The organism is Streptomyces sp. NPDC030820 (assembly GCF_055572075.1).
Genome location: NZ_JBVIEB010000003.1, coordinates 716,590 through 730,089 on the forward strand (window position 1 = coordinate 716,590; position 13,500 = coordinate 730,089).

Sequence of the window (13,500 nt, forward strand, 5' to 3'; positions counted from 1 at the left end):
GTGACACCTGCTCGGCCTCGGTGCGCACCTCGCTGAAGCGGCGGCCGATGAACCGCTTGGCCGAGTACACCGTGCCCTTGGGGTTCAGCACCGCCTGCCGGCGCGCCATCTGCCCCACCAGCCGCTCGCCGGTGTCGGTGAACGCCACCACCGACGGCGTGGTCCGCGCGCCCTCCGCGTTCGGGATCACCCTGGGCTCATGGCCCTCGTAGACGGCGATCACCGAGTTCGTCGTGCCGAGATCGATGCCCACAGCAGTTCCCGCCCCCTATGCTCGTAACCTCCCGTTTCATGCTGTTGTTTCCGTTTTCCTCTGGTTCGGAACGCTGATTTGGTCGGCGGGCTCCGCGGGCGGTGGCGCATGTTCCTGTACGAGAGTGCGGCGCCACCAGGCAGTGGTGGCACCCCTCGCGCCATCTGGTCAAACCGGCCGGCGTACCGGCGCGGACGTGGGTGAGGTGGCGCGGCGGGGAAGGGTTGCGGGCCGCGGGGGCGCTCCCCAGGAGCACAGAAGAACGTGGCGAACCTGGAGGCGGCGCAGAGAGGCGTGCGGCACGTTGGGCTTGCCCCGGCCGGCCGGGATTCGCCATGAAGGGATGAGGTGATCGCATGCAGCGAGGGTGCCGTCGTGGTGCGCATTCTGACAGAAGTGCTGGGGTACGCCCGGGGCTGGGAACACTGACGGTTCTGCGGGGCGGGCGGCTCCGAATGTTGATGCCGCGAGCAGCCTGCCTTTCGTCGACTCCTGGCGCGAAAGGTGAGTGGGATGTTGTCAATTTGGCTGCGTTGCAGTTAAAAAGGTGCCGGTCATGCGGGTCGTGGGGCTCCCCGGGTCGCGAGGCGGCTGCGGGCACCCCTTTGTGTTGAAAGGCGAGACGTGATGGGCCAGTTGTCCTCGTTGTCCAGTGCGGCGTTCGGCGTCCGGGCCGACGTATGGGCCGGCCAGAGCGGACGCCTACGGCGCCGAGCGGTCACGGCACACATCGAGCAGGACGCCCATTGCCCGGCGGCGATGCGGCGGCTGGTTGAGGGAGCGATCCGGTGACCGGGCCCGCCCGGATGAGGCCACACGTCGCGGCCGGCCTGCATATCGAGGCGCTGCTGACCAGCGACTGTGCCGCCGTGTACGTCGCCGGCGAACTCGACCTGGACACCGCCGAGCAGCTGGTGCAGACAGTCCGGACCTGCCTGACACACCGTCCGAACGTGGTGCGCGTGGAGGTCTCCGAACTGGCCTTCTGCGACTGGTACGGCCTCAAGACCCTGCTCAGCCTGCACCGCGAAGCCCAACGCGCCGGATGCGCCCTTAAGTTGTCCGGGACAGTGCGGCCGCAGCTTGCCCGTCTGCTCGCCGCGACCGGCACCGGGCACCTGCTGACCGCGACCGGCGCGCAACCGACCGGTACCGCTCGGCGCCGTCACTGCGCAGCTGCCCCGTTGACAGCGCCGAACCCTGCCCCGGGCATCCCTTCGGCCCGGCCTGCCACCGCACCGGCACCGGCGGTGGCCTGACGGAACCCGGCCGCAACCGACCGAAGTCTGCCAACGGCCCTGCGGCGGTTCGCCTGTGCATCAGCCGATGCCGAGCCAGCCCAGCAGGGTCTGCAGGAGGACGACGGCCGACAGCAGGGCGGTCACGGACACGCACACGGTGGCCACGGCACGGAAGACGCGGCCGTTGGCGGCGTCCCCGAGGACACTTCGGCGGTTGGCCAGCGTGAGGACGTAGGCGAGCAGGATGGGGGTGATCAGACCGTTGACGACCTGGGCCCGCACCAGGAGCTGGATCAGGTTGCCGGGGATGAGGGCGATGGCGGCGCCGATGCAGACCTGAGCCGTGAACAGCCCGAGGAACAGAGGAGCTTCGCGGAAACGGCGGGAGACGGAGCTTTCCACGCCGACTGCTTCCGCTACAGCGTAGGAGGTGGACAGGGGGACCACCGCGGCTGCCAGGGCTGAGGCGCCGAGCAACCCGAGGCCGAAGAGCTGTTCGGCGAAGCTGCCCGCCACCGGCTTCAGCGCCGAGGCGGCCTGCGCCGCGGTCGCCAGCGGTGCCCGGGTGGTGATCGCGGCGGCGGTGGCGATGATGATGAACATGCTGATGACGTTGGCGAAGATCGTTCCGGCGATCGTGTCGGTCCTCTCGCGCGGGTATTCGGCCGGGCCGATCCCGCGGTCGGCGACGGCTGCGGCGACGTAGAACTGCATGTACGGGGTGATCGTGGTGCCGATCAGCGCGACCCCGAGCAGCAGGAATTCCTTGCCGGCGACGAAGTGCGGCCAGGCCAGCTGGGCTCCGGCCTGCCCCCAGTCCGGGTGGGCCAGGACGGCGGCGACAGGGTAGGTGAAGAACGCCAGCGACAGCACCAGGAAGATCTTCTCCGCGTACCGATAGGAGCCGAAGACCACCAGCGCCCACACTCCCGCCGCAGCGAGCGGTACCGCCGTATAGCGGGAGGCGCCGAGAAGTTCGAGGGCGGCGCCGATGCCGGCGAACTCGGAGACCACCAGGCCCAGGTTGGCGATGACCAGGCACAGCAGGGCGAAGGCGGAGACACGGACGGAGAACTGCTCGCGGATCAGCCCGCCGAGCCCGACACCGGTGTAGCCGCCGAGCCGGGCGCACATCTCCTGCACGACCACCAGCGCGACGGTGACCAGGAGCATGAAGAACAGGGTGCGGTAGCCATACTGGGCTCCAGCCGAGGCATAGGTGGCGATTCCGCCCGCGTCATTGCCCGCGTTGGCGGCGATCAGGCCGGGACCAGCGACGGCCAGGGCGGTGACCAGGCGGCGCCTCCAGCGCGGCGCGGGCCGGTCCGGCGCAGCCGTGGCGGGCGCGTCGGGGACGGCGGGTGCCGTGGTGGAGTTCCGCTCCATGAGCGTGGCCTCTCCTCTCGGATGCGTGGACAACAGGGGCGCTGTTTCAGGGGACGAGGCGGAAGACGCGGAACCGGCCGCGTTCGGGTACGAGGGCGTCCACCAGGTCGTCGGCGAGGATCCGGCCGAGGGGGCGGCGCAGGTCGTCGACGACGACCACGGAATGCCGGCGGGTGTCGGTCAGCCGCTCGACCACCTCGCTCAGCTGCGCATCCGGGGTGACGGTCACCGGGCCGGGCTCCTGCACGAACTCACCCAGCCGGGTGCCGGGGTGGGCGAGCAGCAACTGCACCACCGGCACGTCGTCCACCAGCGCGCCGTTCCCGTCCAGGACGCACACGGCGTCCAGATCGGTGGCGTGCTCGGCCTGCCCGCGCAGCTCGGCCACCACGTCCGCCACCGACCGGTCAGCGGTGGCGGTGACCAGCAGGGACGTCATCAGCGCGCCAGCGGTGTCCTCGGCGTAGCCCAACAGCCTGCGCAGCCGGCCGGCCTGCTGCGGGCGCATCGCTCCCAGCAATCGCTCCCGCTCCTGTTCGGGCACGTCACGCAGCGCCTCGCTGGCCTCGTCGGGCTCCATCTCCTCCAGCAGCCGGGCGGCCTGCGCGGTGGGGGCCTCGCGCAGCAGCGCCTCCAGGTCGGCGGCGTGCATCTCCTCCAGCGCGTCCGCGGCCTTGCCGGGTTCCACCATCTGAAGCAGCTCGCTGCGCGCGCCGCGGCCCAGTTCCTCCAGCAGGTCGGCCAGCTCCGCGGGGCGCAGGGTCTTCAGCGCGGAGTTCGGGGCGCGCAGCCGCACCTGCCTCGCTGCGGTGCCCTCACGCTCCGGGCCGCCCAGCGCCTGGATGGCCGCCCAGTCCAGCACCTTCTCCGGCGACGGGCGCCGGTGCAGGCGCCGCGGGCCGATGCGGCGCACCAAAACCTTCAATCCGACCTCGGCGCCCACCAGTCGCCAGGTCCCCTCCACGCGAGCCAGGTACAGGTCCGAGGCGCGGATCACGCGGACCCCGTCGACGTCGACCAGCTGGTGGTCCAGCACATCATGGGCGAGGCGTACCTCGCCGTCGCGCACCTGAAAGTCCCGCAGGTCAAGGCGGGCGGAGTTCAGCCGCACGCCGTCCGGGGCCAGGTCGGCGACCGCCGCGACGGGCACGTAGGCGGCCCGGTGGCCGACCTTGACCACCAGCCCGGCCACCGCCGGGTACCGCTCCCCGCGCCACCGGCAGATCACGTCCACCAGATGGCCGATCTCCTGACCGGCGGGGTTGACCACCACCGCCCGGAGCAAGCCCGCCAGGGAGACCAGGGCCTCCCGCACCGCCCTCTGGGCAAGCGCCCCACCCTGTCGGCGCTTCCGTCTTTCCTGCTGCACTTCCTTTCCCGACATGTCGTAACCCTCACGCACGCCTTCGACTGACACGCCCGACACGACCGCGGCCTGTCGGCCTTCTCCGTCACGCCGGCCAGGGGCGCGGCTGCCGGCCGGCTGTGAGCAGGTGTGCCTGTCAGCCAGTCCTTGTGCCGGCGGCCACCGAAGCCCGACGGCGCACCCTGCGGTGCCCGTCCTACCGGCCCATTTCAAGTCTGCCGTGGCGCCCGCATCGGTGGAGCGGATGTTCAGATGGCCGACCGGCGCGGTGATCTGCCCCGCCGCCTTAAGCCGGGACGACCACGGCTGTGGGTCAGCTGACGTGGACGCGGGGCCTGCGTTCAGGGGCAGGCTCGGCGCGGCGCAGTACCTCGCGGGTGACTGGAGCCACTTCTCCGTCACCGAAGACCAGGAAGCGGATCAGGTGGCTGATCGGGCCGCCCTCGGTCCAGCTGAAGTACACATGGGGCACCTCGCCTGTGCGGTCGCGCAGGGCCAGCAGGATCGCCGCGATGGTGTTGGGCACCGTCGGCCCCTGGGCCTGCAGCAGGCGCGCCCCCTCCCTTTCGACGCCGCGTACGGTGACGTCCGCAGTGAAGTCCGACGAGTCCCGCACGAACACCTCCAGAAGCAGCGGCGGCCGCCCCGCCTCCGACATCTGTCCTGCCTGGACGTCCTGCCCGAACCGAAATCGACTGCTTCCCTCCCGCGGGTCGTGCGCGATCAGATGCACGGGGCCCGCAGCGGCAGCCTCGTCGAGCATCCGCTGCGCCTGGTCATCAAGGATGACTTCGTCGACGCGCAGTTCGAACGCCCGGTGCACGCGCGAGCCGAAGGAGGTGACCAGGATCGCCAGGATGAAGATCGCCGCGATCTTCATGCCGTCGGGTCGCTCGGCAACGTTGGCGACGAGGGTGTAGCAGAAGACGGCGGTGATCACGGCGAAGCCGGCACTCGCCCGCGCGTGGCCCCCGCGGTGCGCCGCGACGGTGGAGGCGAAGGACGCCGAGAGCATCAGCACCAGCATGCCGGTCGCATAGGCTCCGCTCTGCTTGTCCACGTTCGCGTGGAACCACACGGTGATCAGCACGGCCGCCGCTGTGAAAACCAGTACCAGCGGGCGCACGGCACGTGTCCACTCCGGAGCCATGCCATAGCGGGGAAGGTAGCGCGGGACGAGGTTCAGCAGGCCGGCGAGCGCGGAGGCCCCGGCGAACCACAGGATCGCGAGGGTGGAAACGTCGTACGCCGTGCCGAAAGCCTGGCCCATGTAGTGGTGGGCGAGGTAGGCGAGCGCACGGCCGTTGGCCGGTCCGCCGCTCTTGAAGGCGTCCTGCGGGATGAGGATCGTCGTCGCAAGGCTGGACAGCAGCAGCAGGCAGCTCATCGTGAGGGCGGCCGTGGTCAGCAGCCGGCGCGTGCCCCGGATGCGGCCCTCGGGCTTGTCGTAGCTGTCCGCGGGGTCGCCCTGGATCTGCGGCATCACCGCGACACCGGTCTCGAAGCCGGACGGCCCAGGGCCAGCTTCGGGAAGACCAGCACGGCGACGCCCACCATGGCCAAGGGCGAGGAGTGTGCTGCCGTCATGGCCTGCGTCCAGTCGCGGATCGTGACGGGGTGGCCGATGATCTGCCAGGCCGCGACGGCGAGCACGGCGACGTTGAAGGCGAGGTAGGTGCCCACCAGGGCCACCGCGATGCCGATGGCCTCGCGGAAGCCCTTGAGGAAGACGGCTCCGAGCGCGCCGATGAGGACGAGGGCGATCCACAGGTGCGCGCTGTGCAGCCAGTTGGGGGCGAAGGGGTTCTCGGCCACGTGCGCGGCGGCATCCGCGGACGACAGCGTGATGGTGATCATGAAGGTGGCCGCGAAGCCGAGGAGTCCCAGGACGAAGATCTTCCCCGGCCACCAGGGCAGCAGCCGTTCCAGCATGGCGATCGATCCCTCGCCGTGCGGGCTCTCACGTGCCACGCGCCGGTAGACCGGCAGCGCGCCGCACAGGGTCAGCGCGATCAGGACCAGGGTGGCCAGCGGGGACAGCAGGCCGGCGGCGAGCGCGGCGATGCCCGGCTGGTATCCGAGGGTGGAGAAGTAGTCGACACCGGTCAGGCACATCACCCGCCACCACCGGTGGCCTTCCTGCTCCGGGTGCGGCGTGCGGTGCGGGCCGGGATGCCGGGCCGTCTGCTCGCTCAGCCCCTCCAGGAGCCAGGTACGCCACCGTGGCGCCACCGCCACAGTTGCGGATGCTCGCGGATCAGCGGACGTGGCGCTTGCGCGCTCCGCCTCGATGCCGGTCATGCGACCCCCTCCTTCTGCGGTGCCGCCGGGGCATGACCGCGGCCAGGCACGTCACCGGTCATCCGAGCCACGGCTACCCATGCTTACGGCAAGTAGCGGCCTATGACCCCTGGTGCGACGGTCGCCCCGCAGTCCTCGCTGGTGCTCAGCACGGTCCGCAGTTGCTGATAGCGGTCGAGGTCCTCCCAGGTGCCGTGGTCGGGCGGGCTGGGACGGCGGCGTCCGGTGCACCAGGCCCAGGCACTGGCGGTGACGCCGGCGAAGAGCGGGAAGAGCAGCCACAGCAGGGCGCCCACGGGTCAACCTCCTTTCCTGTGCTTGAAGGACGGTCGTCAGGGCGTGAGCTGCATGGGTGCGCCACCGCCGGATATGGCGATCTTGCGGGGCTTGGCCTGTGGGGCCACCGGAACGCGCAGGGTAAGGACGCCGTTGTCGTAAGCCGCCTCGGCGGCTTCGGTGTCCAGGGCATCGGACAAGGTCAGGCGCCGCATGAACCGTCCTGTGGGCCGCTCGGTGAGGACCGGGCGAGCGCCGTCCGGGATCGGGGAGCGGCGCTCGGCAGTCAGGACCAGCGTGTCCCGCTCCACGGTCAGGCTGATGCTGGAGCGGTCCATCCCGGGCAGGTCGAACTGAAGGTAGAGCGCGTCGTCGTCACGCCAGGCATCCGCCGGGATGGCGGTTCCCGTGCTGGCGGGATGCGCGAGCTGATGCGTGAGCCGGTCGAGATCGCCCACGGCGCCGGTGCGCGCAAGCATTTCCCACTTCTCCCTTCACTGCATGTCGGGCCGCCCTTTGAGGAGCGGTCCGACGAACGAAGACCGCTTATCCGTATAACCCACAGCCGGATAGTTGACAAGTGGCGACTGGATCAAGTTGACACCTCGCGACTCAATCTTCTACTACCTTCAGTAAGCGTTCAGTCGCGTCGACGGTCTCGCCTGAGGCGGTCGACGCAAAGAAGGCCGGAAGGGAGGGCTGCTGGTGACGGAAAGATTGAAGAGTGTCTGGTTGCTGGCCGCACGCGGTGCCGCAGCAGTTGTCTTCGGCGCACTGACGCTGGTCTGGCCGCAGCTGACGGTGCTGGCTCTGGCCTGGGTGTTCGGCGCCTACGCCCTGGTGGACGGTGTGGTGCTGATGGGTTCGGCATGGCGGCACCGGCGCGAGCGTCGGCCCGCGCTGGCCTGTGCGGGTGCCGGTGTGCTGGGCATCGTGGCCGGTGTGGCGACGGCTCTGTGGCCGGGCCTTACTGCGCTGACCCTGGTGGTCATGGCCGGCGCCTGGGCCATTGTCACGGGCTGCTTGGAACTGTGGGTCGCCACGCGCATGCGGCATGAGCTGCCACACGCGTGGTTCTGGCGCGCCTCCGCCGTCGTGTCCGTGGGTGCGGGCGTGCTGCTGTGGCTGCGCCCGGATGCCGGTGCGGTGGCCATCGCCTTCGTCCTGGGCGTGTACGCACTGATCGCGGGCGGTCTCTGGTTGGCTGCGGCCTGGCGGGAGTACCGCGCATACAGCGAGCAGGGCAGCCGGTCGTGGCCGCGATCGGCGCCCGGTGCCCGCGTGGCCCACTGACCGCGTTCCCGATGCGCCTGAACGCCCAGCGGCCGACGGGGCGTTCAGGCGCGCTGGAAGGAGGTGGCGGATGTGGCGGGCCTGCGCATCGGCGGCGATCTGGCGCGTCTGCCTGAACCGCGCGCGGGCATAGTCACGGCCGCGCCTCCTCCCTTGCCCGCACGACGATCGGTGCGCGCGGTGCCGACCTCGGTCCGACGGTCTGGCGCAACCGCCTTGCCTGTCAGCCGGTGACCGAGGCTCACTCCACCGGATCGCCGAGACCGCCCCCGGAAAAAGTTGAGTCTATGGGTGTCAACTTTCCGATAGTGTGGTATAGCAGAAGTGGTGCGAAGGCGTATGGAACCAGGACAAGGAGGGATGAACGTGCTGATGCGTACGGATCCCTTCCGTGAGCTTGACCGGCTCGTCGAACGGGTCTGGGGCACGGCCGCGCACCCGGCCGGCATGCCGATGGACGCCTGGCGCGAGGGCGACACGTTCTTTGTGGAGCTGGACCTGCCGGGCGTGAATCCGGAGTCCATCGACCTCGATGTCGAGCGCAACGTCCTGACCGTCAAGGCCGAACGCAAGCCGACGTACGGCGAGGGCACCGACACGGTGATCACCGAGCGGCCTGCAGGGACGTTCAGCCGCCAGTTGTTCCTCGGCGACACCCTCGACACCGAGCGCATCGAAGCCTCCTACGAGGCAGGCGTTCTCAAGCTGCAGATCCCGGTCGCCGAGCAGGCCAAGCCCCGCAAGATCGCGATCAGCGGCGGCAGCGACCGCAAGGAACTCGGCAGCTGAGCAGCGACCAACCGCTCCAGGCCCCGGCGCACAAGCCCGGGGCCTCGCTGCATCGCAGGCCCGGCCAACTGGGACCGGACGAGGCTGAGCGCAGGCGATGTGCGGAGTCAGATCTTCGGCTGGACACTTGAGTGAGATCGCTCGCTGCCTGCATGGAAACCGGGGTGCGATGGCCATGGAACATGGCACGACACGTTCTTCCACCGGAACGGACGTCGTGTACACGGATTCCGTGTTCGGCGCACCGTGCTGGGTGAGCCTGACCAGCCGCGATCTCGACACAACGCAGCGTTTCTACAGTGCCGTACTGGGCTGGCAGTGGCGCACTGCCAGACTGGGTGACCGTTTCCTGACCGCGCTGGCGGACGGGATACCCGTCGCCGGGGTCGCGGGGATGGCCACTGCCTGGCATATGCCGGTGACCTGGACGCCATACTTCGCCGTCGCAGACGCGGACGAGACGGTCGCCCGCGTCCGGGAGCGTGGCGGGACCGTGGCCGTGGGGCCGATCTCCTTCGCGCCCGGCAGGGCGGCGCTGCTCGCCGACCGCGACGGGGCCATCTTCGGGATATGGCAGGGCAGGCTCGTCACCGAGTGGAAGGCGTGGCGGCAGGCTGCACCGGTGTTCGTCACTCTCCACACTCGCGACGCTTTCGATGCGGCGATCTTCTACGGCGAGATCCTCGGCTGGGCCTCGGGTCGCTCCGGCTGCTGCGAGGTGGAGTACGAAGGGGAAGAGGTGGTGCTGCGCAGCCAGGGTTCCGTCGTCGCGCGCATCGAGTCCGGCGCCGTGGATACAGCGCCTGATCGCTCGGTCCGGCCTCACTGGCAGGTCCACTTCGTGGTGGCAGACGTGCCGGGGTATGCCCGAGCCGCACGAGAGCACGGCGGCGACGTCCTTGTGGAGTGCGAACACGAGGCGGTACTGCGCGATCCTGACGAAGCACTCTTCGTGGTGAGCTCCAGCCGGGACCGCTGACGCTCTGGCTGGTCGGCCCGGAGGCGAGTTGTGCCGGTGTCCCCTCGAACCAAGGATCGGAACGCAGGACGGACTTTGTCCGTCGAACGGCTCGTTGTCCTGAGGGAAGCAGACGCCGCCGCACCGGCACTCGGAACGGACGGTGGCCGCGTGGGGCAGCATCGGGGCGATTGACGACAGAAGCCATCCAAGGTGCACGGAGGGAGCAACACGCAATGGCCGACACCTCGATGTCCGGCCGCGCGGGATGGCGGTCCATGCTCGACGAGGTCACCGATGCACACAGCGGTGAACTGGTCACCATTGAAGTGGTGGATCCCTCGATCGGAAGCCAGCACGAAGCGGAGCGGCTGCCGTTCTCCTACCTCACCTATGATCCGAAGGACGACGTGGTGGTCGTCGCCGTCGGGGGTCAGTCACCGCGTTACCCGGTCGTCCTGCGCCACATGGTCCCGCACCCCAAGGAGGTCGACGTCTCTACGCCAGACGTCACTGAGGCGGCAGTCCGAGTGGTGGACCCGGAGGACACCGCAACCTTGATCACTTTCTTCCCTGCGGAGTCCAGGACTGCCTCATGACCAGCCCTGACCGAACGGTCCGGCGCCGGGGGCTTCCCTGAGCGGAGCCGCGGGCGCCCACTCTGCTGCCGACACCGCCGCCGTGTCACGCACTCGCCGCAATGATCACCGAAGCAGCCGCGTCCAGCTCGCCGGTCCCACTGTGCTCCTGCACGGTGGAAGCCGAACGCCGATCCTCTCCCCGAGGCCGAGGATGGGCAGCGCAAGGGCGGCCGGCGCTTTCGCCGCATGAGCCGGCCGCCCTTCTTCTCGCTCGCCCGGTCCGCCACCGGTTCCGGCCGATGCCGCCCGGCTTGCATCAAGTCGGCGTCATTCCCGACCGCCGCGGCGGACCAGATGAGTCAGCGTCACGCCTGCCGGGCCGGCTGGGTGGCTTTAAGGATCGTGTGGGCGATCAGTTCGGGCGCGTCCAGCATGGGCACATGCCCGCAGCCGGGCAGCGGCACCAGTCGTGCCTGAGGGATCATGGCGCGGGCCCGGGCCGTCTGCCGCGGTGGCAGGATGCGGTCGCGGGTGCCCCAGGCGATGGTGACCGGCACATCGGGGATGTCGCCCGTGAACAGGCCGGGTGCGCGTCCGGCTCACAGCGTGGCCTTGAAGGCCGGTGTGTGCTGCAAGGTCCGCAGAGCCGCGGCCACTGCCTGCGGCGGGCATGCCTGCGAGCGGCCGTACAGGGTGCCGGTCAGCACGGCACGGACAGACGCGGTGCCCACCAGCGCCTCAAGGGCCGGCTCGGACAGCAGGCGTACACCGTAGTGGCGGCATGGAGGACGGCGTAGGTGTAGCGGCGCTCGGCGGGATTCCAGAACCCGGCCGGGGCCAGCCGGGTCACGCTTCGGGCGAGCCCGGCCTGCCCCAGGCGCAGAGCGATCAGTCCGCCCAGCGAGTGGCCGACCACGTGCGGCCGCTCGACGCCCAGGGCGGTGAAACACCGAGCCCAGCCACAGCATGGCCGTCTCCAGGTTGCGGGGAACGCCGGGGTCGAGGTCGGGAGACTGCCCGAAGCCCGGCAGGTCCATCGCGATGATCTCCCTGCAGTCGGTCAGCAGCGGGATGACCGGGTCCCAGGTCCGCCGGTGGCATCCCAGGCCGTGCACCAGCACGACCGGTTCACGGACCCCTGCCGCTCATACGCCACCGTCACCGGGCCCAGGCCGGTTGCCTCGCCCTGGACGTACCAGGCCGACCGTGGCTCCAGCAGGAGGCGGCCCCGTTCACCGTCGGCCCCATCGGTAGCGGGGGTCTTCAGACAGCGCATGCACGCCGCGACCTGTGCTGCCCGGTCACCGCCGTGGCGGCGCGGCTGTGCGGTCAGGGCCGGCTGGAGCTCAGCCGCTCGATGGCTTCCAGGACATGTTTGCGGCGCGCGTGCGTGCGCTCGTATCCCTCGAGAACGCGCAGGTCGGACTCGGACAAAGAGGGCAGGCGCCGCTCGATCTCCTCAACGCTGAGCTGGCTGAAGCCGACGATGGGCAGGCTTTCCTCGCTGCTGACCGCGCCTTGGATCTGCTCGGCCGCGGCGGTCACTTCCGGCTCCTCCGCCACCGGCCATTCGTCTTCGGGCCTCTGCCCGGGGCGTGCCGCCTGGCGTAGCCAGTCGGCGACAGCCCGCAGCGGGCGGGTGGCCGCATGGGGGAGGCCGCCGTTCGTCGTCTGTTCCACGCGGAAGCCGTCGCCTGCGGCGGCCACGGTTCGGGCCTGCCGGGCGAGGCTGTCCTCGAGCAGTGCCAGCAGCTCCTGGTCCTGGCTGCGGAGTTCCTGCAGCAGGTGGAGGGTGGTGTCGTCCTGGGCCTGGTCGGCGAGGACCTCGCCGGCCAGAGCGCTGGCCAGGGCCCGGGCAGCAGCGGCGTACTCGTCCTCGGTGTTCCTCAGCAGCTGCTGGTCGTCGGCCGGCCCTCGGCCGTGCATCACCCCTGTCACCGTCTTCTGCCCGATGGCCAGCGGCAGCATGGCTGTTCTGAGGGTGGTGCGGGCGGCGAACCGCGCCATGTCGGCCGCGCCGCCGAGCAGGCCGCGGGGCCGCAGTCTGCGGACATGGCCTTCGATGCGGTGCACCCGGCCCTGCATCTCATCGGCCTCGCGCTCAAGCATCTGCCGGTGGGCGCCGGGCGGCGCGAGCGCCGCATCCGCCCGCAGCCGGTCATGCGCTGCGGCATGAGCGTGGCGGGCATCCTCCAGCACCGGTATCAAGGTCTGCGTCATCTCCATGGGAGGCTGCTCCCTGCATGCGGTGTCGGGCGGGTGTTGAGCGGCCGCCCAGCCGGCCGTCCTCCTGCGGCTGAGCAGCCGGGATCATCCTGCGCGGACCGCGCGAAGATCACCCGCCTGGGAGCGCGCTCGCCCTGCGGGCCCCACGGCACAGGAGCCCGGCTTTACCCGCTGCCGCAGGTGCGGAGACAGTCTGCCGGCGGTTCCACCGTCCGGGTGAGGGCGCGTGTGACGGCCGAGTCGTCCTGGGCACCGCGCGGCCAGTCACGTACAGCCGTCATCGGCACGCCGTTGAAAGCCCTACTCGAATGTCCTGGACCGTCACAGGCTTCAGAGAGCGCGAACGCGCACCAGCCCCGAGGCTGAGCACAGTCGCGGTCCCGGTACCTCGGGGCAGGTCCTCCGCCCCTACGATGGCCCGACCCGTGATCAACGGTAAGCGCCGGCGCCGTTGACACAGGCGCGAGTCAGGACGACCGGCCCGGGTACTCCGGCTCCCCGCCGTCAGCGTCGAACACCTTGGTGAAGGTGGCACCGCACCGGCAACGCGAGTACTCGACCAGTTCCCCCTCTTCCGACACGCTCAGCCCCTGACTGAGTCGCACATGCACATGATTACCCATGAGGAGCTGCCTTCCTTGACGTCTGTCGTCCGCCTCATCGTGGGCGTCGGCCGCTCACGCTGACAATGCCGCAGCTCACACAGTTCACGAGTGCGACCACAGCACTTCTCCATGTGGCCGCAATCCGGCCGTGCCGCGAAGCACCACCAGGAATAGCCTGAAAGTGACAGAAGGTGCGTTTGTGTGGAGGTGGGGAGTAATGGCACT

The 13,500-nt window shown here is 70.0% G+C and carries 14 protein-coding genes and 3 pseudogenes; 5 read left to right on the forward strand and 12 right to left on the reverse strand.

The features are described 5' to 3' along the window. Position 1: 1 nt before the first annotated feature. Positions 2–253, reverse strand: a pseudogene (locus ACZ418_RS11590) (Hsp70 family protein); the annotation flags it as partial. Between the two features lie 788 nt (positions 254–1,041). On the opposite strand from ACZ418_RS11590, the gene ACZ418_RS11595 reads away from it, so the two are divergent. Next, entirely contained in the window at positions 1,042–1,512 is a 471-nt protein-coding gene (locus ACZ418_RS11595; RefSeq protein ID WP_468360600.1) for an STAS domain-containing protein, read from the forward strand. 60 nt (positions 1,513–1,572) lie between these two features. On the opposite strand, the gene ACZ418_RS11600 is transcribed toward ACZ418_RS11595, so the two are convergent. The 5 genes and pseudogenes from ACZ418_RS11600 to ACZ418_RS11620 all read right to left on the reverse strand — a co-directional run bounded on the left by ACZ418_RS11600 (position 1,573) and on the right by ACZ418_RS11620 (position 7,302). After that, positions 1,573–2,880 (reverse strand): NRAMP family divalent metal transporter, encoded by a 1,308-nt coding sequence (locus ACZ418_RS11600; RefSeq protein ID WP_468360603.1) that lies wholly within the window; start codon positions 2,878–2,880, stop codon positions 1,573–1,575. Between the two features lie 46 nt (positions 2,881–2,926). After that, complete coding sequence (locus ACZ418_RS11605) at positions 2,927–4,195, reverse strand: magnesium transporter MgtE N-terminal domain-containing protein (RefSeq protein ID WP_468360606.1); 1,269 nt, start codon at positions 4,193–4,195, stop codon at positions 2,927–2,929. Between the two features lie 364 nt (positions 4,196–4,559). Then, positions 4,560–6,547: pseudogene (locus tag ACZ418_RS11610) on the reverse strand (APC family permease). An 83-nt stretch (positions 6,548–6,630) separates the two neighbouring features. After that, positions 6,631–6,843 carry a hypothetical protein gene (locus tag ACZ418_RS11615; protein ID WP_468360609.1) on the reverse strand — a complete coding sequence of 71 codons (213 nt, stop codon included), beginning with the start codon at positions 6,841–6,843 and terminating at the stop codon, positions 6,631–6,633. Between the two features lie 36 nt (positions 6,844–6,879). Then, positions 6,880–7,302: an Hsp20/alpha crystallin family protein gene (locus tag ACZ418_RS11620; protein ID WP_468360612.1), complete on the reverse strand. Its 423-nt coding sequence runs from the start codon at positions 7,300–7,302 to the stop codon at positions 6,880–6,882. Positions 7,303–7,528: 226 nt separating this feature from the next. On the opposite strand from ACZ418_RS11620, the gene ACZ418_RS11625 reads away from it, so the two are divergent. The 4 genes from ACZ418_RS11625 (at position 7,529) to ACZ418_RS11640 (ending at position 10,462) form a co-directional block, all read left to right on the forward strand. Then, entirely contained in the window at positions 7,529–8,116 is a 588-nt protein-coding gene (locus ACZ418_RS11625; protein ID WP_468360615.1) for an HdeD family acid-resistance protein, read from the forward strand. A gap of 366 nt (positions 8,117–8,482) precedes the next feature. Then, positions 8,483–8,905 carry an Hsp20/alpha crystallin family protein gene (locus tag ACZ418_RS11630; protein WP_030382710.1) on the forward strand — a complete coding sequence of 141 codons (423 nt, stop codon included), beginning with the start codon at positions 8,483–8,485 and terminating at the stop codon, positions 8,903–8,905. A 175-nt stretch (positions 8,906–9,080) separates the two neighbouring features. Beyond that, positions 9,081–9,884 (forward strand): VOC family protein, encoded by an 804-nt coding sequence (locus tag ACZ418_RS11635; RefSeq protein WP_468360619.1) that lies wholly within the window; start codon positions 9,081–9,083, stop codon positions 9,882–9,884. Positions 9,885–10,099: 215 nt separating this feature from the next. Beyond that, positions 10,100–10,462 carry a DUF5335 family protein gene (locus ACZ418_RS11640; RefSeq protein WP_468360622.1) on the forward strand — a complete coding sequence of 121 codons (363 nt, stop codon included), beginning with the start codon at positions 10,100–10,102 and terminating at the stop codon, positions 10,460–10,462. A 347-nt stretch (positions 10,463–10,809) separates the two neighbouring features. Here ACZ418_RS11640 and ACZ418_RS11645 read toward each other — a convergent pair whose 3' ends face one another. From ACZ418_RS11645 to ACZ418_RS11670, 6 genes and pseudogenes are all read right to left on the reverse strand, one after another. Next, a complete protein-coding gene (locus ACZ418_RS11645) occupies positions 10,810–11,001 on the reverse strand; it encodes an alpha/beta fold hydrolase (protein ID WP_468360625.1) in 192 nt (63 codons plus the stop codon). A gap of 42 nt (positions 11,002–11,043) precedes the next feature. Then, positions 11,044–11,175 carry a hypothetical protein gene (locus tag ACZ418_RS11650; protein WP_468360814.1) on the reverse strand — a complete coding sequence of 44 codons (132 nt, stop codon included), beginning with the start codon at positions 11,173–11,175 and terminating at the stop codon, positions 11,044–11,046. Then, positions 11,145–11,360, reverse strand: coding sequence for a hypothetical protein (locus ACZ418_RS11655; protein WP_468360628.1), 216 nt, complete (start codon positions 11,358–11,360; stop codon positions 11,145–11,147). Before ACZ418_RS11655 ends, ACZ418_RS11650 begins: the two co-directional genes overlap by 31 nt. A 136-nt stretch (positions 11,361–11,496) precedes the next feature. After that, positions 11,497–11,565: pseudogene (locus tag ACZ418_RS11660) on the reverse strand (hypothetical protein); the annotation flags it as partial. Positions 11,566–11,773: 208 nt separating this feature from the next. After that, the gene (locus ACZ418_RS11665; RefSeq protein WP_468360631.1) at positions 11,774–12,670 is read right to left on the reverse strand and encodes a hypothetical protein; all 897 of its coding nucleotides are present in this window, start codon (positions 12,668–12,670) and stop codon (positions 11,774–11,776) included. A gap of 467 nt (positions 12,671–13,137) precedes the next feature. Then, positions 13,138–13,275, reverse strand: a complete 138-nt coding sequence (locus ACZ418_RS11670) for a hypothetical protein (RefSeq protein WP_351620547.1) — start codon at positions 13,273–13,275, stop codon at positions 13,138–13,140. Positions 13,276–13,500 lie beyond the last annotated feature (225 nt).